This window comes from Pontibacter sp. T17 (assembly GCF_057219875.1).
The window spans coordinates 1,113,539-1,131,453 of sequence record NZ_JBXVVW010000001.1 but is presented as its reverse complement, the minus strand read 5'-3'; the positions used below and the strand labels follow the sequence as shown (position 1 = coordinate 1,131,453).

Here is a 17,915-nt window from a genome sequence, read left to right as displayed (position 1 = left end):
CAGGGTTGCACGGGCTGCGTCAGGCCAGTGCACTGGCCAGCGCTTTGTTTACGGCTTCGGCGCGGTCGAGTATCATCAGATGGGTGCCCCCAGGTATCACGTAGTCGGCCTGCACAAAGCGTAACGGGAACAACATATCGGCGTCGCCGTGTATCTGCACCACACCTGTAGGTTTGCCTTTGGCCGTCCACTTCAGTACCGAGCGGCTCGCCCACTGGATGAAGTTCGGGTCTGACTTCGCCAGCATATCCAGCAGCAGCGCCTGCCGCTGGGGCGTGTAGTCGCGCAGACGGAACAGCACGTTATAGCCTGCACGCACCGTAGGCGGCGTCAGAATACCTGTCAGCACGGTGGGCGCCCCGCGCAGCCACGGCGGCAGTTGGTCGCGGCCCGGTATGCTGGAAATCAGTATGGCGTGCTTCAGCTTCAGGTGGCGGGCCAGCTCGGCTGTGAGGATGCCGCCAAGCGACAGGCCAATCAGCGAATCGCCATCCTGAAAGCCGTAGTGCTGGGCCATGCGCTGTGCATAATCTTCCAGCCGTTCATTGCCCCGCACAGGCAGGAAACCCGCATACAGTGCACCGCCCGGCACCTCTATGTTCTGAAAAATACGCTTGTCGGCACCCAGCCCCGGCAGTAGAAACGTAGCCATGCCGAAAGGTACACACTCCCCCCAAACTCCAGCGCCCCTCCGGGTGGGAGAGGCGTCTGGCTATGAAAGCAATAGTAGGCCGTTTAGTTGCGCTTGAAGTACAGCAGCGCATGTTTGCCGTAATCAGCGTCGGTTTCGGCAATTATGTATTCGCAGTCAGCCGATACCCCGATACTCGAACCGAAGTAATCCCAGTTATCGTTCGAGTAAAGCTCCGTCTGCTCGGTCCAGACTCCTCCATTTTCCTTAAATGGTGCAAGAACCCCGTATATATTGGACCCACCAAGCATGACAATCTTGCCATCTGCACTCATACTGACCGCGCGGCCTATTTCCTGCCCCCCATAGGGGTTTTCACGGCTCAGCATGGTACCCATCTGGGCGTAAGCAGTGCCATTGTATTCAAACACCCATCCGGCACCGGCATTATTGTTTCCGGCAACGTCTTCGCGGTAAGCACCCACCAGCAAACGCTTACCATCGGCCGACATTGCTCCAGCATACCCAAACGAGTTGTATTGTGATCCGCCTGAAGGTTTTACAGGGGCGCCTGCCTTTATCCACGTGCCGTTGTCCCGCTTGTATACCTGCACGCTCGGGAAGCCATCCGGGGTTTCCAGTCCGACGGCCAGAAAATTTCCGTTGCAGTTGATAGCTGTCGCGTAAACGTAATCTACCCCAGGGTTAGACAGTGTCTGTACATGTTGCCAGCCAGTCGTGGTGCGTTCGTACACAAAAGCATCTGGGCTCTTTTCGTCCTGTACGGCCAGCAGCACCGAACCGTCGCTACTCAGTTTCAGCGAACCAAAATACTTGGAAGCGGCGTAGTTGGGGTGTTTCAGCATGGCTTTCTGTGTCCACACACTTCGGTCGCTGTTACTTTCGAACACCCAGATGGCACCTTTAAAGTTGTCGTGCTGCCAGCCGCCAAATGCAATGGTCCGGCCGTCGGCCGACATGGCCAGGCTGCTCCCCTGTGCAACATCCCAGGCCGTGCTATTCTGGGTTGCTTTGCCGCCCGTACCAACCAGATAGGTCACCAGTTGCCACGCGCCTCCAACCCGCTTGTACAGATGAATTCGACCAGTTGTATCGTAATAGGCTTCGGCTATTGCCATCAGCTGGCCGTCGCCTGACAGGGCTATCTTTCCGGTAACACTTCCCAGTGCAAGGCTGGAAAAAGTATCGGCGTCAATGCGGCTGTAAGCCACCGCACCTGTGCGGCTGGTCACCTTACATTCGGCTATCGGCTCCTTCTCGCCCGGTGCGGGCGCATCCTCACTTGAACAAGCCGCAATGCCAGCGCTCACGGCCAGCAGGGTCAGGAGGCCCCATTTCATTGTCAGTTTCATGGTTCAGAATCTTTGCGGCAAATTGCCCAACCCCATCCCCCCAAGCCTTGTACAGAACCGACCTTCTTGCACTGGCGCATAAAGTCGTCCGAAAACAACAGCGCCCCTCCGGGTGGGAGAGGCGTCTGCCAACCGAGTGTTGCGGCACTTAGTTGCGCTTGTAGGTGTAGCTGGAGATTGAGCCATCCTTTGTTTTCAGAATAAACAGGCGGCTCCCCTCCACCGTCATCGCCCCCAATCCTACATAATCGGAAGTGTTGCTATTGCCACTCAGCGATTCTTCTTCATACCACTGACCGCCCCGCTCCTGATAAACGGCAACAGACCCTCTGCTACTGCTTGGGCCACACACAATTGCCACTTTGCCATCTTTAGAAAGCTGAACAACACGGCCCATCTCTGAGAATTGATATTTAGTGTCCGTCATCCTTCCCCCAAGTTGGGTAAACGTAGTACCGTTGAACTGATATACCCAAGCTGCGCCTTCCCTATCTCCACTTCCACTTTGGGCAAAGGCTCCTAACAACAGCCGCTGGCCATCTCCTGAAAAACTGCCCGAGTAACCGAAGAAACTACGACTTGAAGCATCCGCGGGCATCAAGCCCGAGGCCACTGAAGTCCAGGCATCTCCTGTTTTCCGGTACACATGCACTTTATGTTCATTGGGCGACGCCGCCATTATTACCTGAATAGCAGCAAACGTACCATCGCAGCTGATGGCCGACGCGCGCACATACTCTGCACCGTCAAAGTTGAAGAAGTAGGTCTGTCCCCAGTTGGCACTTTTCGAGAACACAAAAGCCTTCGTACCCCGATCGCTTCCGGAGGCAAGCAGGTGTTTGCCGTCGTCACTGAGAGCAATCTTGTCAAAGAACCTGACACCCGGCGACTTGATCAGCGCCTTCTGTGTCCAGGCCGACTTATCTGCATTGCTCTCGAAAATCCATACTGCACCGGCGAAGTTGTCATTCTGCCAACCGCCAAAAGCAATCGTACTGCCGTCCATTGAAACCGCTAGTGAAGACCCCTGTAAAATGTCCCATTCAGTTCCGTTCAACCCAGCTTTGCCTCCGGTACCAATCAGGTGTGACACAAACTGCCATTTCTTGTCCACCCGCTTGTACAGGTGAATGCGGCCTGTGGTATCATAATATGGTTCTGCAATCGCCAGTATCTGCCCATCGCCCGAGATGACCGATACGAAAGCGCTTCCGCTTCCAAACGTAACCCCAGTCACCGCGCTCGAATCCACCTTGGTGTAGCTCAGTTCGCCACTGGCGGTTGTGGCATTGCAGGAAGCTACAATAGGCTGCTCCTTGTCATCCGGTGCAGGCTGTTCTTCTCCTTTATTGGAACAAGCCGCAATGCCAGCGCTCACGGCCAGCAGGGTCAGCAGGCCCCATTTCATTGTCAGTTTCATGGTTCAGAATCTTTGCGGCAAATTGCCCAACCCCATCCCCCCAAGCCTTGTACAGAACCGACCTTCTTGCATTGGCGCATAAAGTCGTCCGAAAACAACAGCGCCCCTCCGGGTGGGAGAGGCGTCTGGCGAGTGATGCTTCAGGAGCAGGTCAGTTTCGCCTGAAATACAGCAGGGCCTGACGTTGGGAGCCCGCATTGGCTACCGCAACTATATATTCCCCATCCTTTGACAGACCGATACTCGACCCCAGGTAATCCCAGGAGTCTGCGCCTCCCAAGGTTTCCCGTTCTGTCCATTCTCCTGCCTGCTCTTGAAAAATCCCGATTTGCCCCGAAAAGTTGGGGCCACCCAGTGCTATTACGTTCCCATCCGCGCTCATCTCCACCGTCCGGCCCAGTTCGCGTGGGTAAGTATTGCGCTGTCTCAGCATATTGCCCATCTGGGTGTAAGCAGTGCCATTGAACTCGTACACCCACGCGGCACCGACATCGGTATTGCCGCCAACATCTTCTCTGAAAGCTCCTATGGCCAACCGCTTGCCATCTGCCGACATGGAACCAGAAAAACCGAAGAGGTTATAGCGGGTACTGTTGGCTGGCTGTAATGGCGCCCCTACGGTTGCCCAGTTTGCGCCCGCACGCTTATACACCTGTACACTCCAGAACCCATCGGCCCCCGACAGCCCCACTGCAAGCACGCTGCCGTCGCAGCTGATGGCGGTGGGGTAAGCCGTGTTGGCAGTTGCATTCGATATGGTCTTCACATGCTGCCAGCCCAGTGCAGTCCGCTCATACACGAACACATCGGCCCCATTGTCTATCTGCCCAGCTAACAGCACGTTGCCATCAGCACTCAGTCTCAGGGTACCAAACAGGCGCGACGCCGCGTAATCGGGCTGCTTCAGAAGGGCTTTCTGTGTCCATACAGTCCCGTCGCTGTTGCTCTCAAATATCCATATGGCGCCTTTGAAATTGTCATTCTGCACGGTACCAAAAGCCACTGTTCGGCCATCTCCGGAAATGGCAAGGCCATTGAGCCCCTGTGCCACACCAACTACTCCGCCGTTGTTGGTAGCTTTCCCGCCTGTGCCAATCAGATAGGTTATCAACTGCCAGTCGCCATTCATGCGCTTGTAAATATGAATGCGCCCTGTGGTGTCATACCCTGGCTCGGCCATGGCTGCCAGTTGGCCATTACCCGAAAGCGCCACCAATCCGGTTACGCTAATCAGCCTCAGATTCTGGATGGTGTCAGAATCTATCCGCGAGAACGTCGCGTCGCCAGTGCGGCTGACAGCATTGCAGCCCGCAACAAGCGATTCATCTGCTGGCTCAGGGGTCTTCTCATTCACACATGCAGCAAAGCCAATACATATGGCCAGCAGTGCCGGCAAGCGCCATTTCAAAGTCAATTTCATGGTTCGGTGATCTTCGGCGCAAGATCCACCCTCCATTTCCTATTTACACAGGTAAATAAATGTCATTAGCATTCGTTTGCACTCTTCCAGAAACCAACAGCGCCCCTCCGCTAGGGAAAGGCGCTGCCAGTTTGTTTGAAGCGTTGGCGCTTAAGATTACTTCACTTCGTTGCCATCGGCATCCAACAGCACTACCGGGCCATAGTTGAGTTCACGCAGGCCCGCTTCAATCTTGGCGCGGTCGCCTACCACCACCCACACAATCCGGCTGGGGTCGATATACTTCTTGGCAGCCGCAGCCAGGCTGGCTTCGGTCAGCTTCTGAACATTGGCGGCGTAATTGGCATAGTAGGCTTCGCTGTAGCCATATGCCACCATATTGCCCACTGCACTGTTCAGCGCCGTGATGGTTTCATAACTGCCGGGCAGGCGCAGCGTCTGGCCACGCAGGATGTTTGCAAACTCCTCGCCCTGAATGGGCTTCTCACCTGCAATGTTCCGCCACTCGCGCAGAATCTCCACCATTGACTCTTTGGTCTTGTCTGTCTGCACACCGCCCAGGCTCATCAGCGGGCGCATGCCGCGGGCCATCATCCACTGGGCATTGTAGCCATAGCTCCAGTGCTTGTCCATGCGCAGGTTCAGGTTGAGGCGGGCAGTAGCCATACCCCCAAACTGACGCATCACGGTCTCCATCGCCAGGTCTTCCGGCTGGTTTGCCGATGGGGTCAGGATGCCTGCCACGATGTAGCTCTGTACGGCACCGGGCTTGTCTATCAGGTAAATACCCGGCTTGGCCGTAGCGGGGGCCTTGCTCACTGCCTTGGCAGGAGCTTTGCCGCCCTTCCAGCTGCCCAGATACTTTTCAAGCAACGGCATCAGTTCGGCCAGTGAAATATCGCCCGAGACTACCAGTGTGGCGTTGCCCGGCGTGAACCATGTCTGGTGCCACTTCACGAGGTCTTCGCGCTTCAGCGCCTGCACGGCGGCTTCGGTGCCACTGCCCGTGAAGGGGCGGCTGTAGGGGTGGTCGGCCCCATAGAGCAGCCGCGGCATGGCACGCAAGGCAGCACCGTTGGGCTGCGCCTTTTCCTGTGCTATGCCTGCCAGACGACGCTTGCGGGCAAGTTCCACATCTTCACTCCGGAAAGCTGGGTTCAGCACCAGGTCGGCCATCAGCTCCAGCGAGGGCGCCAAATTGGCCTTCAGTGCATTCAGCCGCACAAACGACTGGTCCAGCGAGTTGCCGGTACCCAGTTGCGCACCCAGCCGCTCGGCCTGTTCGGTAATCTGGAACGCCGTGCGGGTGGCGGTGCCTTCGTCCAGCATGTCCAGCGTAAAAGCTACCGTACCAGGGGCAGTCTGCGGGTCGGCGGCATAGCCAGCGTCCACCATCAGGCTTGCCAGCACAATGGGCGCGCCCTTGCGCTCAACCAGCTGCACCTTCAGGCCGTTCTTCAGCTGGCCCTTCTGCACAGCCGGGAACTTCAGTGCCGGCGCCTCGCCCAACACCGGCACCTGCGTGCGGTCGGCCACATCGGGGCCAGTCTTGTAGGCCGGGAAGGGCAGAATCTCTATCGTATAATTCCGGCGGGTAAGCCAGCTGTTGGCTGCCGCCTTCACCTCAGCCGCTGTGGCCGAAGCGTACATTTTCAGGATTGTTTTATAGGCATCCGGCGTGCCGCCATAGGTCTGGCTTTCGGCCAGCACATCCGACCGGCCGCCAAAACCACCCAGCGTCTCCATACCGCGCAGAAACTCAGCAAAAATCTGGGTTCGGGCTGTCGCCAGCTCATCTTCCGTGGGCCCCTGCGTCAGGAACTCAGCTACCACGGCATCCATTTCCCGCTCTACATCGGCCAGGTTCACGCCAGGCTTGGCAGTGGCCGAGAGAATGAAGGTGCTGGCAATTTCGCGTTCCCACGTACCAACACTAACCGCCGTACACAGCTGCTTTTCATACACGAGCCGGCGGTCCAGCCGTGCGGTCTTGCTGCCCGAAAGCGCCGAGGCAGCCAGATTCAGCAGCGCCAGTTCGCGTGTGCCCCATCCGGGAATGTGATACGCCTTGCTGATGCGCGCCTGAGGCACACGGTCATACATCTGCTCTCGGATGTCGGTGTCCAGCGTCGGTATCCACTGTGTGAAGCGCGTCAGCGGTGGGCCGCTGGGGATGGCGCCGAAGTACTTCATCACCATCTCGTAGGCTTTCTCCGGGGTAATGTCACCAGCCAGCGACAGCACACAGTTGGCCGGGCCGTAGTACGTCTGGAACCACTCTCGCACGTCGGCCAGCGACGCCGCGTTCAGGTCTTCCATCTCGCCGATGGTCGTCCAGGAGTATGGGTGGTGGTAAGGATACATGGCCTTTACCATGCGGTCGAACGCCAGTGCATAAGGCTGGTTTTCGCCCTGGCGCTTTTCGTTTTTCACCACACCGCGTTCCTGTTCCAGCACCTGCTCGTTCACGCGCGCCAGCAGCCAGCCCATGCGGTCGGCTTCCAGGTACAGCGTGCGTTCCAGCCCCGAGGTCGGTACGGTCTGGAAGAAATTGGTGCGGTCGGTGTTGGTGGTGCCGTTGCGGTTGTTGGCACCCAGGTTGTCCATCGCCTCGCGGAACGAGTACGGATAGTGCTCGCTGCCGTTGAACATCAGGTGCTCGAACAGGTGTGCGAAGCCGGTTTTACCGCGCCGCTCGTTCTTCGACCCCACGTGGTACCACAGGTTCACCCCTACGATGGGCGTCTGGTGGTCTTCGTGTACAATGAGGGTCAGGCCGTTGGGCAATACAAACTTCTTGTAGGGAATGTCGATCTTGTCGACGTCCAGAGCCTGTTGTGCCATCAGTGGAGCCCCTGCTGTCAGCAGAGCGCCCCCCAGCAGCAACGACCGGCCCAGTCGGGTAAGAATGCGCATGGTACTGTGTTTGGGATAGAGTGTAGAGAAAGGACGCGCACGCGGCCCTTTGGCTGCTTAAGCTACGCAACCGCCACGCCTTTCGCTCCAGAAATCGACCAAACAGTCCACTACATAGACGAAACCCCCGTCCCCGTCAGTTATATCCCCGATGAACCGCTCCATTCAGGTAGTAGACCTCGGCTTCCGGCCCTATGCCGAAATCTGGGACCTCCAGAAAGAACAGCTCCAGCGTATGGTAGACCGCAAGCTCGCCAACCGCGAGCGCCCCGATGCGCCCCTTCCTACCGACAACGTGCTCTACTTCGTGCAGCACCCTCCCGTCTACACGCTGGGCAAGTCGGGCAAGGCAGAGCACCTGCTGGCCACTGAGGAAGAACTGGCCGATATGGGCGCTACCTATTACCACATTGAGCGTGGTGGCGACATCACCTTTCACGGCCCCGGCCAGTTGGTAGCTTACCCGATTTTTGACCTCGAGAACTTCTTCACCGACCTCAACCGCTACCTACGGGCGTTGGAAGAAGCCGTCATCCTCACGCTGGCCGAATACGGCCTCACCGCCGGCCGCATCAAGGGCCTGACCGGTGTGTGGCTGGGCGAAGACACCCCCAATCCGCGCAAAATCTGCGCAATGGGCATCAAGTGCTCCCGCTGGGTTACCATGCACGGCCTGGCGCTCAACGTCAACACCGACCTCGGCTTCTTTGGCCGCATCGTTCCCTGTGGCATCGCTGACGAAGACAAGGGCGTTACTTCCCTGCAACAGGAGCTGGGCCGCGAAGTGCCCATGAAAGAAGTGCAGGACAAGCTGCTGCGACACCTGCTGGTGCAGTTCGAGGCCACCCTCGCTGTGTCGCAAATTTCCTGACCGCCCCTAACGCTTCTTAAGACATCCGCTGCTTGATGGCCCGCCAATCCTGATTACTTTGGCCCCATGCAGCGACAGAACATTTCTTCCGGTGCCCCTTGGGAGGCACGTGTAGGCTACAGCAGGGCCGTTAAGGTGGGCAACATGGTGTTCGTGACTGGCACCACCTCCGTCCGTGATGGCAAAGTGGTACACGTAGGCGACGCTTATGCACAAACCAAACGCGCCCTCGAAATCATCCTCGACGCCCTGAAGCAGGCTGGCGCAGGCCCACAGCATGTGGTACGCACGCGCATCTTCGTGACCGACATCTCGCGCTGGGAGGAATACGGCCGCGCGCATGCCGAGGTCTTTGCCGACATCCGCCCCGCCACCACCATGGTGGAAATAGCCAAGCTCATTGACCCCGACATGCTGGTGGAAGTAGAGGCCGACGCCGTCATCACCGATTAAGCCCCCGCCCCATGCGCAACGTAGGTGTCTTCCTCTTCCATGAAGTGGAGGTTCTGGACTTCGCCGGCCCCTTCGAGGTCTTCGGGTGCAGCGCCGATGCCCTCGGCCGCCGTGAGTTCAACGTATTTACCATCGGCCTCGACGCCAGCCCCATCCGCGCCATTGGGGGCCTGCAGGTTCAGCCCGACTATACCCTCGACACTCACCCCAACCTTGACATACTCGTCATTCCTGGCGGAAACGGTCGCCAGCAGATGATGCAACACCCCACGGTGCTGGAGTGGGTGCAGGTGCAGGCGCCCAAAGTGGAGGTACTGTTGTCTGTCTGTACCGGGGCGTTCATTCTAGGCCATGCGGGTCTGCTCAAGGGCCTGTCGGCCACTACCCACCATGAGTGCTGGGGCGAGTTCGCGCAGTCCTTCCCCGAAGTTCAGCTGCGCCGAAATGTATTCTTCGTTGACAATGGCAGAATCATTACGGCAGCCGGTATCTCGGCAGGTATTGTGGCGGCCTTGCACTTACTAGAGCGACTGCTAGGCGAGATTCCCCGTTGGCAGGTTCAGCAGTACATGGAGTTTGTGCAGCCCCCTGCCCCCATCCCGTTTCACGACCCCACGGTCTCTCCATCCAGGTAGCCCAAAACAAAAAAGGCCCGCTTTTCAGCGGGCCTTTTGCTTGGCAGTGCCTGGGCTTACATGGCGCCTGAGAGCACTGAAATCAGGTCCTGCTTCGTGATGATGTCCAGGCCCTTTTCCCACTGTACCATCACTGCCGGATTTTCGCGGGTAATCATCTTGCTGATGATGTCGATGCGGGTGGTAGGCAGCACAAAGGGGAAGGGGTCGCTCATGGCAATACGCACTGGCTTATCCTTCAGGGCGGGGTCGTCGATGAGCGCGCTGAGTACACGGCCTTCTGTGACGGCGCCTACCACGTTGCCATTCTCCAGCACGGGCATTTGGCTTACGTTCAGTCGGCGCATCACCTGAATCACCTCGGCCAGCGTGTGCTCGGGCTTCACGGCTTCCAGTGCGCCGCCTTGCTTGCGGCGCAGTATCTCCTCGGCCGTCAGCTGGGTGCCGTCCTCCAGGAAATTGCGGTCGCGCATCCAGGCATCGTTGTAAATCTTGCCCAAGTAGCGGGTGCCGTGGTCGGGCAGTATCACTACCATCACGTCGTTGGGGCCCAGGCCAAAGGTTTGGGCATAATCCAGTGCACCGTGAGCAGCCGAGCCGCAGCTCCAGCCCACGAAAAGGCCTTCCAGGCGAGACAACTTGCGGGCCATCAGGGCGGCATCCTTGTCGTGCACCTTGATGATCTTGTCAATCACCGACATGTCCATGTTGGCCGGCAGAATATCCTCGCCAATGCCTTCGGTCAGGTAGGGATATACTTCGTTGTAATCTACCTGGCCTGTCTCGTGCAGCTTCTGGAACAGCGAGCCATAGGTATCGATACCGATTACCTTGATATTCGGATTCTTCTCCTTCAGGTAGCGGGCCGTACCGGTAATGGTGCCGCAGGTCCCCATACCTGCTACGAAGTGCGTAATCTTACCTTCGGTCTGTTCCCAGATTTCAGGCCCTGTCGCCAGATAGTGCGCTTCGTTATTCGAGAGGTTGTCGTACTGATTTGGATAGAAGCTGTTCGGAATCTCCTGGCTGAGGCGGCGTGCCACGCTGTAATAGCTCTGTGGGTCTTCAGGGGCCACGTTGGTGGGCGTCACCACCACTTCGGCACCCACCGCCCGCAGGATATCCATCTTCTCCTTGCTCTGCTTGTCGGGCATGGTGAAAATGCACCGGTAGCCCTTCACGGCCGCTACCAGCGCCAGGCCCATGCCCGTGTTGCCGCTTGTGCCTTCGATGATGGTGCCACCGGGCTTGAGCAGGCCACTGCGCTCGGCATCTTCCACCATCTTGATGGCAATACGGTCCTTGATGCTGTTACCGGGGTTAAAATACTCCACTTTGGCCAGCACAGTGCCCTTCAGGTGGCTGGCCACCTGGTTCAGCTTCACCAGGGGCGTGTTGCCCACCAGTTCAATGATGTTGTTGTACCACATGCGCTGCAAAGATAGGGAAACCCCATTGCAGCCCAAGATGCTCCGGTGGCCTCAGCGCAGGAAGGGGTTCTGCCGCTTCTCCTGCCCTATCGTGGTGCTGGGGCCGTGGCCAGGGTACACCCGCACGTCATCGCCCAATGGCAATAGTTCAGTGTAGATGCTGCGCATCAGCACCTCCAGGCTTCCACCCGGCAAGTCGGTGCGGCCGATGGAGCCAGCAAACAGCACGTCGCCTGCGATTACCTGCTGCGAGGCCCGGTGATAAAAGCACACGCTGGCTGGCGAATGGCCGGGGGTGTAAAGAATCTCAAGTTCCAGCGCGCCCACCTGTATTGTCGTGCCGGGTTGCAGAAACGCCACAGGCTCGGGGCTGGCCTCGGCTGGTATCCCAAACATCATGCTTTGGTTGGGCAGATTGCGCAGCAACGGCAGTTCATCGCGGTGCAGCTCGGGCAACAGACCCCACGTGCGGTGCACAAAAGCGCAGCCCATCACATGGTCTATATGTGCGTGCGTCAGCAACAGGCGCACTGGCGTCCAGCCCAGCTCCTCCATTGTTCGCTTCAGATCCGATTGCTCGGCGGGAGTGCAGCACCCTGGGTCGACTATGGCACACTGTCCTGCGTCATCGCCAATCAGATAGGTATTCTCTGAGAAAGGATTGTACGTCCGCGTGATAACCTGCATATACTATTGTGTGTGCGGCAAGTTACGGGCAAAAAATAGCCCTGGGTGTCCACTCCCAGGGCCGTCCAATGAGAAAATTCACTACTGATTCGATCCCAGCCTTGTCCAGGGGCAGGGTCAGTTCATGAATCAATCTTTATACGGGTGAGCTGCTTGGTTTGTTTCAGCTTATTAAAAAATTTTAACAGCCTGAGCGGTTAATTGCCTGCTACAGCAGTGGGCGCAGGCGCACTGATGGTCACCGGGAAGCTCGTCTCGTCGCTGTCGAAGTCAGTTGAGCCGGGTGCGAAGGTCCCATCCTTGCCATCAGGCTGGTGACGCAGCACAACACGGATAGAGCCGGTGGATGCCGCACCTGCGGTAGCTGTAAACTGCAAGCCCAATGGACGTGCAGGCGAGCCGCCGTCGGTATCCGTCACGTTGATCGTCAGGTTCAGCGGAGTACCACTGGAGCAGTTCACGCCGGGGATTACTGGCGTACCGTTGCAGGGGAGCGGCTGGTAGAAAATCAAGTGCGCCTGTGCCAGTTCTTCGATCTCTTCGGTCACGTTCTCGGCAGGGCTCTCCTCATCGTTCCAGAACTCGATGGTACCATTGTAGGTAACCCCAGCCGTCAGGTTGAAGCTGCCTGTAATGGCTGCCGCGCCGACACTGGAACCCGCACTGGCCAATGGCGCTATCGCAACTTCCGACCAGGTCACAGTCTGCGTGGTGCCACCACCCTGGGGAGTCAGCCTTACCACCACACGTGTGATGGTTTCTTCTTCGATTGTAGGTTCTGGGTCGTTCTCTTTGCAGCTGGTGAGTCCAACCGAAAGGGCTACCAGGCCCCACAGGAATAGCTTCTTGGTAAACATAGTAAGTAACGAAGTGTGGATAGGAATAATCAAAGCGTTAACGGCAGCCGTACCCTGAACATCAGGTTGCGGCCTGGCGCGTCGGCGAAATACCGGAAGCGGTCCAGGTATTCGCGATAAGTGTGGTTCAAGCCGTTGGTCAGTGTCAGCAGCAGCTCCACTGGTTGGCGGCCAATCCTGACGGTCCCGCCGGCTTCCATACCCAGGAGGCCATATCCTGCTGGGGGATTTGCGAAATCAAAGCGCTGTGGCACATCCTGCTGCCGTGCCACAGCCAGATGGGTCAGGGCTAGCGACAGCCCACTCCAGCGCCCTGCGGGCTTGAAACTGTATCGCACTTCCGTCTGCAATCGTGCAGGCGGCAGAAAGGGCAGGGCCTCGTTACTCTGCACATCGCGGGCCTGAATCCAGCTGCCTTTGGCCTGTGCCGAAAGTGCAGGCGTGAGGCTGGCATCTACCTGCATCTCTACGCCCAACAGCAAAGCATCCGTCTGGTTATAGTTGAAGGCCAGTTGGGCCCCGCGCAGGTTCTGTACCAGGCTGTCGGCCTGTTGGTACACAAAGCCAGTGATATAATTGATGTAGGGCTCTACCGTCAGGCTTATTCCATGCCCCACATAGCTGATGGTGGCCGTAGCGCTGTAGGCATCTTCGGTGCGCACCCGCCGGCTTTCATCCAGCCTGTAGAAGTCTGCCTTTTGCACCCGCAAGCCTCGTTCAAACGACGCCGCACCCTGATGCGTACCGCGCGCATAGAGCTCCGATACATTCGGCGCCCTCCAGGCTTTGCCCAGGTTCAGCTTTACCTGCCAGTGGTTGCCCAGTTCGCCACGCACACCCACAGTCCCGGTTACGTTGCTCCAGGTATCCAGCGGATCCAGTACGGCCTGTGTCAACGGGTCGCGGATATAAGCCTGCAACCACTTCCAGTCGTACCGAAACCCCGCTTCTAAATTCCAGCGTTCGCTCAGAGAGGTATACCCAATAACAAACGCACCTGCCGAGTAGCTGCGAAAATTCGGGATGATGAAGAGCTCCTCGCGGATGTTCCCCTGCGTCTGAAGAGACACCCCCGCATCATAGCGCAGCGCTTTGAGTGTTTGAGTCATCCGGGCATCCACTCCATGTGTCTGAAGCGAAAGAAACAGCTCGGGGCGGTCTCCTCGCGTTATGGAAAGAAAGTCGTACTCGCTGCGTTCGTTCTGCTGGTAAGCGTAGCTGACGGTCAGCTCAGTATTCTCGCCCAGTTGCTGGAAATACTTCAGGCGGCCAGTCCGGTGCAGTACGTCCTGATAGGGCCTGCCTATATCGTAGGAGAAACTGCCCTGTGAAAGGGGCGCGGCCCGCTGGGTAGCGGCCGCCAGGTCGGCCAGATTGCCCACCGAGGCGCCCGTGTAGATACCTACCCGTGCCCTAAACTCGTTCCAGCTTAGCTCCAGATTCCACTTATCGCGGCGATAGCCTAAGCCTGCATGATAGTTGTACTCCCTGTAGCCGGTGTTGGTGAGAAAATAGTTGGGAGCACCCACCGTACCTGCATATTTGCCACTGCCAGCCACCCGCCAGCGCCAATGTTCACCCGCGGCATTTTCCAACCTCAGGTGCGCCGTAGCACCTCCTCCATTGGTGTAAGTGCCCAATTGCACCTCACCGCCCAGTTTCTGTACATCCAGCAGCGACGGCGGGTCCAGCAGCACTACGCCACCTATGGCATCCGAGCCGTATAGCACGCTGCTGGCACCTTTCACTACCTGTATGTCGGTTGCCAGTGAAGGGTCCACTTCCGGAGCATGTTCGTTACCCCACTGTTGCCCTTCCAGCCGCACACCGTTGGCCATCACCAGCACACGATTGCCCGTAAGCCCTCGAACTACCGGTTTGAAAATGGTGGGGCCGGTTTGCAAGGCATAGACCCCGGGCATCTGACGCAAGGCATCTCCCAGTGTAAGACCCCGCGACCGCGCAATCTCTACACTCGATAGCCTGCTGATGCTCTGCGACGCAAGCACCCGCTGGTCGGGCCTGTAACCGATGATGTCTACGTCGGTGCCCAAACTGCCTGGCTTCAGGCGAAACGCCATTTGTACAGTGCCGCCTGCACGCACCCGTATTTCCACTTTTCGTGGCTCCATACCCGGAAACGAGACTTGGACGATATAGTTGCCGGGGCAGATACCTTCGAGCCGGAAGCCGTTGGCCTGCGAATAGCCGCCTGTTACTGCTTTCCCATTCTGCATCAGCATAACCGAGACATTCTCCAGCACTTCGCCCGACAGACTGTCTTCTACTGTGCCCTGAAATACCCCAGTACAAGCCACATTACCCTGTGCCCATACACCACGCATGGGAAAGACAAGCAGAAGGGCACATGAGGCGACGACTAGCTTTTGCAACACGATTGCAAATATACGCAGCATCTCCTCTCTTGCAACACCGTTGCGGTTTTAACATCCCCATTCGCGCAATGTTTTTATCTTGTTGTGCAAACAAACATTCAGCAATGAGCGAACTGCTGGCACCCGCCGCACCCAAACTGGCACCCTATCGCCAGACCGACCTACAGGCCCGTGGCCTCCGGTTTGGGCTGGGCCACTGGCCCGGCGACGGCCCACCCGTGCTACTCCTGCATGGCCTTACCTCCAATCATCTGGCATGGGGTGTCATCGCCCCACAGTTGCAGGCTGCGGGCTTCGATGTCTGGGGGCTGGACCTCCGTGGCCGCGGCCGCTCCGACAAGCCTACCTCCGGCTATGGACTAGAGGTACATGCCGCCGATGTTTTCGAAATCTGGAGCCGCCTGCAACTCAAACCCGCGCATGTCATCGGCCATTCCCTCGGCGCGCTCGTATCACTTTTCCTCGCGGCGGGCTTTGCCCCAGCTGTGCAGAAAATCGTTCTGGTAGACGGCGGGGGCATTCCCGACCTATACCACACCAGCAAGATTTTCGGCGCCCTACAACCTGCACTCTCCCGCCTGGGCCAGGTCTACCGCAGCACCGACGACTACCTTGCCGCCCGACAGGCCGCAAACCCAACCAGCCGATGGGGCGCTCCGCTGGAGGCCTACTACCGGTATGAAATAGAGGCCGCACCCCGTGGCGGTGTCCGCTGCAACATCCCGGTACGCGTGGTAGAAGAAGAACTGCAGGGCATGGGGGGCTCCCTCAGCCCACAGCGCCTGATTTTCGACTGGTTTGGCCGCCGCTCTACCCGGGCGGCCCTCACCAGTTCCGTTCCCTACGCCGCTGTCAAAGCTCCTACTCTCATCATTCGCGCCGAAGCCGACAATCTTCAGCCGGGCGACCAGATTCTGCCAGAGCCCTCACTGGCACGTATGCAGGCCGAACTGCCCTACTCGCAACTCCTTCGCCTGCCTGATCTGGACCACTACGGCTGCATCTTCGACACCGCCCCCGCCCGCGACAAAGCAATTATCGAGTTCCTCCAGAACTGACACGGCTCATGGCCTCCCCTGAAACTGATTCCCAAGAGGCGGCAGCCAGCCTGCTCACCCAACTGGAACTGCCAGTTGCTGGCTCACGGGAAGTGCTTGCGCAACTGGAACAGGCACTCCATCGGTTTCTCAGCGAAACCCCCGAGCGGCTGGCTCAGCTCTGCTACAGGCTGGACATACCCGAGCCTGCCTTTCATGCTGCGCTGCGTCTGCCCTCAAAAGAGGCGGTTGTTCAAGAACTTGCATCGCTTTTCCTTGAGCGCGAGAAGAAGCGCCTGTACTGGCGCCGCCGTTACAGCGACGACCCTACTCCGCCTCCGGCACACTGACGTCGTAACGCAGCACCCACTGGTCATTGCTCCGCAGCCACACTCGCAGGTATTGTACTTTTTTTGCCCGTTTCCCTTTCATCACCAAGATACCGGGCTGCTGCCCCTCGGTGTACATCTGTTCACCATAGGTATAGCCTAGGTCGCCAGCGATTGAAACGCCACCGCCCTGGCAGTGGAAGGCCGCTACCGGCTTAAGGTTGGCCGTATCTGCGTGCCAGGTCCCAGCCACAGCGGCCGGCACTTCCATGTCTCTGCCATAGGCGGGCAGCCCTTTTTCGCGCACTGCAAGATTCAGCAGCGAGTCGGCCTGCATCAGTTCAGCCAGCGTTCCTCCCCGAATAGACGCAGGCACCTGCTCTACTGCCGGAGCCGCATCAGGTGTCCATTCTGGCTTTACATTCCGCAGCCAACCATGGTCGACTACTACTTTCAGTTGGCCCCCTGCCTGCCGCTGCCAGATGGAGAAAAAAACACCGTCGCCGAGAGGCAGGTTGTCGCGCTTGCGCACACTGCGCCACGGCCCTGTTGAGAAACCCATGTCGCCACCCGAAGACATCCCCACCCACGCCGGGTACCATTCCAGCCGCACAGGGGTAGAATCCGGATCGCCTCCTACAGCCTGCTGCCCATTTACTGGTCCTGGCCGAAACACCACACTGCGCTCGGCCAACCACTCCTGAAATGCCCGTTTGGTAGTGGCAGTAGTGGCCATGCGGGCAAACGCCCGTTCGCTGGCGATGAGTTCTGCAACCGTGGTGGTCTGGCCCAGACTGTCCGTTGCAGGGCTCAGCAACAGAAAAAAAAGTAGAAGAGAGTAAGGCGACATGTATGATAAACTAACCTTTGGCTACGCGTTCGCGCGCCAGCGCAGGCAGTTGTAAATTGCCCGTCTGGTGCAGAAGCACAAAGGTCAGCCCCACTATACGCCATTGTCCTTTCTCCCGCACCAGCTCATGCCGATAGCGGCCCATTACCGTCCATACCGGTGCGCCAAACTCATTGGGCAGTAAATGTACTGCCTGTACATAGCTGGTACAGACGGCGGCATCTGCCCCGGTGAGCGTCACTTCAAGGTTTGTCACCATGTGTTGTGTGGCCTGAAAACCAGGCAACACCTGCTTCCAGCCGGCCATCAGGTCGGCGGCCTTCACAGTAGCCGCTGGATTGCCGTTCAGGCTCGCGTAGTCTACCCGCACTTCGGGAGCAAACAGCGCTTCGCAGGCAGCCCAATCGCGGCTGTCAGCACGGTTGGCCATTTGAGTCACAACGTCCACAATGGCGAGACGGTCCTGGAGTTCGGCAGGCATGGCAGAAGGGGAAGAAGAAACCGGAGAATAGGAACGCGCTGGGGGACGGGGCACCTGCTGGCACCCGGCCAGCATTCCCACCACCAGCAGCAACAGACAGACCTTCATGCGAGGGCGAATTAAGTACCT

At 58.2% G+C, this 17,915-nt stretch carries 16 protein-coding genes; 5 read left to right on the top strand and 11 right to left on the bottom strand.

Features of this window, described 5'->3' with window-relative positions:
• Positions 1-19 precede the first annotated feature (19 nt).
• The 5 genes from AC2D8O_RS05075 to AC2D8O_RS05055 form a co-directional block, all read right to left on the bottom strand.
• Complete coding sequence (locus AC2D8O_RS05075; RefSeq protein ID WP_484677711.1) at positions 20-652, bottom strand: alpha/beta hydrolase; 633 nt, start codon at positions 650-652, stop codon at positions 20-22.
• Positions 653-735: 83 nt separating this feature from the next.
• On the bottom strand, positions 736-2,004 hold the full coding sequence (locus tag AC2D8O_RS05070) for a WD40 repeat domain-containing protein (RefSeq protein ID WP_484677710.1): 1,269 nt from the start codon (positions 2,002-2,004) through the stop codon (positions 736-738).
• A 148-nt stretch (positions 2,005-2,152) separates the two neighbouring features.
• On the bottom strand, positions 2,153-3,424 hold the full coding sequence (locus tag AC2D8O_RS05065; RefSeq protein WP_484677709.1) for a WD40 repeat domain-containing protein: 1,272 nt from the start codon (positions 3,422-3,424) through the stop codon (positions 2,153-2,155).
• A gap of 151 nt (positions 3,425-3,575) precedes the next feature.
• Positions 3,576-4,844: a Kelch repeat-containing protein gene (locus AC2D8O_RS05060; RefSeq protein WP_484677708.1), complete on the bottom strand. Its 1,269-nt coding sequence runs from the start codon at positions 4,842-4,844 to the stop codon at positions 3,576-3,578.
• A gap of 156 nt (positions 4,845-5,000) precedes the next feature.
• A complete protein-coding gene (locus AC2D8O_RS05055; protein ID WP_484677707.1) occupies positions 5,001-7,760 on the bottom strand; it encodes a M16 family metallopeptidase in 2,760 nt (919 codons plus the stop codon).
• 151 nt (positions 7,761-7,911) lie between these two features.
• Here AC2D8O_RS05055 and lipB point away from each other — a divergent pair, with 151 nt between their 5' ends.
• The 3 genes from lipB to AC2D8O_RS05040 all read left to right on the top strand — a co-directional run bounded on the left by lipB (position 7,912) and on the right by AC2D8O_RS05040 (position 9,719).
• Entirely contained in the window at positions 7,912-8,631 is a 720-nt protein-coding gene (gene lipB / locus AC2D8O_RS05050) for a lipoyl(octanoyl) transferase LipB (RefSeq protein ID WP_484677706.1), read from the top strand.
• Positions 8,632-8,697: 66 nt separating this feature from the next.
• On the top strand, positions 8,698-9,084 hold the full coding sequence (locus AC2D8O_RS05045; RefSeq protein ID WP_484677705.1) for a RidA family protein: 387 nt from the start codon (positions 8,698-8,700) through the stop codon (positions 9,082-9,084).
• 11 nt (positions 9,085-9,095) lie between these two features.
• Positions 9,096-9,719, top strand: a complete 624-nt coding sequence (locus tag AC2D8O_RS05040) for a DJ-1/PfpI family protein (RefSeq protein ID WP_484677704.1) — start codon at positions 9,096-9,098, stop codon at positions 9,717-9,719.
• Positions 9,720-9,775: 56 nt separating this feature from the next.
• Here AC2D8O_RS05040 and AC2D8O_RS05035 read toward each other — a convergent pair whose 3' ends face one another.
• The 4 genes from AC2D8O_RS05035 to AC2D8O_RS05020 form a co-directional block, all read right to left on the bottom strand.
• Positions 9,776-11,149: a cystathionine beta-synthase gene (locus tag AC2D8O_RS05035; protein ID WP_484677703.1), complete on the bottom strand. Its 1,374-nt coding sequence runs from the start codon at positions 11,147-11,149 to the stop codon at positions 9,776-9,778.
• 51 nt (positions 11,150-11,200) lie between these two features.
• Positions 11,201-11,836 (bottom strand): MBL fold metallo-hydrolase, encoded by a 636-nt coding sequence (locus AC2D8O_RS05030; RefSeq protein ID WP_484677702.1) that lies wholly within the window; start codon positions 11,834-11,836, stop codon positions 11,201-11,203.
• A gap of 197 nt (positions 11,837-12,033) precedes the next feature.
• Positions 12,034-12,693: a hypothetical protein gene (locus AC2D8O_RS05025; protein WP_484677701.1), complete on the bottom strand. Its 660-nt coding sequence runs from the start codon at positions 12,691-12,693 to the stop codon at positions 12,034-12,036.
• 29 nt (positions 12,694-12,722) lie between these two features.
• Entirely contained in the window at positions 12,723-15,038 is a 2,316-nt protein-coding gene (locus AC2D8O_RS05020) for a TonB-dependent receptor (RefSeq protein WP_484677700.1), read from the bottom strand.
• Between the two features lie 155 nt (positions 15,039-15,193).
• Between AC2D8O_RS05020 and AC2D8O_RS05015 the strand changes: the two genes are divergently transcribed.
• Together AC2D8O_RS05015 and AC2D8O_RS05010 are read left to right on the top strand one after the other, a co-directional pair.
• A complete protein-coding gene (locus tag AC2D8O_RS05015) occupies positions 15,194-16,147 on the top strand; it encodes an alpha/beta fold hydrolase (protein ID WP_484677699.1) in 954 nt (317 codons plus the stop codon).
• An 8-nt stretch (positions 16,148-16,155) separates the two neighbouring features.
• On the top strand, positions 16,156-16,476 hold the full coding sequence (locus tag AC2D8O_RS05010; RefSeq protein WP_484677698.1) for a hypothetical protein: 321 nt from the start codon (positions 16,156-16,158) through the stop codon (positions 16,474-16,476).
• On the opposite strand, the gene AC2D8O_RS05005 is transcribed toward AC2D8O_RS05010, so the two are convergent.
• Together AC2D8O_RS05005 and AC2D8O_RS05000 are read right to left on the bottom strand one after the other, a co-directional pair.
• Entirely contained in the window at positions 16,454-17,305 is an 852-nt protein-coding gene (locus tag AC2D8O_RS05005; RefSeq protein ID WP_484677697.1) for a hypothetical protein, read from the bottom strand. The two genes, AC2D8O_RS05010 and AC2D8O_RS05005, sit on opposite strands and share 23 nt — an antisense overlap.
• Before the next feature lie 10 nt (positions 17,306-17,315).
• Complete coding sequence (locus tag AC2D8O_RS05000) at positions 17,316-17,894, bottom strand: nuclear transport factor 2 family protein (protein ID WP_484677696.1); 579 nt, start codon at positions 17,892-17,894, stop codon at positions 17,316-17,318.
• Positions 17,895-17,915: the final 21 nt, after the last annotated feature.

What these genes read in the sequence shown, in the direction of transcription:
- AC2D8O_RS05075 (WP_484677711.1), bottom strand. Translation starts at nt 652, where the DNA reads ATGGCTACGTTTCTACTGCCGGGGCTGGGTGCCGACAAGCGTATTTTT.
- AC2D8O_RS05070 (WP_484677710.1), bottom strand. Translation starts at nt 2,004, where the DNA reads ATGAAACTGACAATGAAATGGGGCCTCCTGACCCTGCTGGCCGTGAGC.
- AC2D8O_RS05065 (WP_484677709.1), bottom strand. Translation starts at nt 3,424, where the DNA reads ATGAAACTGACAATGAAATGGGGCCTGCTGACCCTGCTGGCCGTGAGC.
- AC2D8O_RS05060 (WP_484677708.1), bottom strand. Translation starts at nt 4,844, where the DNA reads ATGAAATTGACTTTGAAATGGCGCTTGCCGGCACTGCTGGCCATATGT.
- AC2D8O_RS05055 (WP_484677707.1), bottom strand. Translation starts at nt 7,760, where the DNA reads ATGCGCATTCTTACCCGACTGGGCCGGTCGTTGCTGCTGGGGGGCGCT.
- lipB (WP_484677706.1), top strand. Translation starts at nt 7,912, where the DNA reads ATGAACCGCTCCATTCAGGTAGTAGACCTCGGCTTCCGGCCCTATGCC.
- AC2D8O_RS05045 (WP_484677705.1), top strand. Translation starts at nt 8,698, where the DNA reads ATGCAGCGACAGAACATTTCTTCCGGTGCCCCTTGGGAGGCACGTGTA.
- AC2D8O_RS05040 (WP_484677704.1), top strand. Translation starts at nt 9,096, where the DNA reads ATGCGCAACGTAGGTGTCTTCCTCTTCCATGAAGTGGAGGTTCTGGAC.
- AC2D8O_RS05035 (WP_484677703.1), bottom strand. Translation starts at nt 11,149, where the DNA reads ATGTGGTACAACAACATCATTGAACTGGTGGGCAACACGCCCCTGGTG.
- AC2D8O_RS05030 (WP_484677702.1), bottom strand. Translation starts at nt 11,836, where the DNA reads ATGCAGGTTATCACGCGGACGTACAATCCTTTCTCAGAGAATACCTAT.
- AC2D8O_RS05025 (WP_484677701.1), bottom strand. Translation starts at nt 12,693, where the DNA reads ATGTTTACCAAGAAGCTATTCCTGTGGGGCCTGGTAGCCCTTTCGGTT.
- AC2D8O_RS05020 (WP_484677700.1), bottom strand. Translation starts at nt 15,038, where the DNA reads ATGCGTGGTGTATGGGCACAGGGTAATGTGGCTTGTACTGGGGTATTT.
- AC2D8O_RS05015 (WP_484677699.1), top strand. Translation starts at nt 15,194, where the DNA reads ATGAGCGAACTGCTGGCACCCGCCGCACCCAAACTGGCACCCTATCGC.
- AC2D8O_RS05010 (WP_484677698.1), top strand. Translation starts at nt 16,156, where the DNA reads ATGGCCTCCCCTGAAACTGATTCCCAAGAGGCGGCAGCCAGCCTGCTC.
- AC2D8O_RS05005 (WP_484677697.1), bottom strand. Translation starts at nt 17,305, where the DNA reads ATGTCGCCTTACTCTCTTCTACTTTTTTTTCTGTTGCTGAGCCCTGCA.
- AC2D8O_RS05000 (WP_484677696.1), bottom strand. Translation starts at nt 17,894, where the DNA reads ATGAAGGTCTGTCTGTTGCTGCTGGTGGTGGGAATGCTGGCCGGGTGC.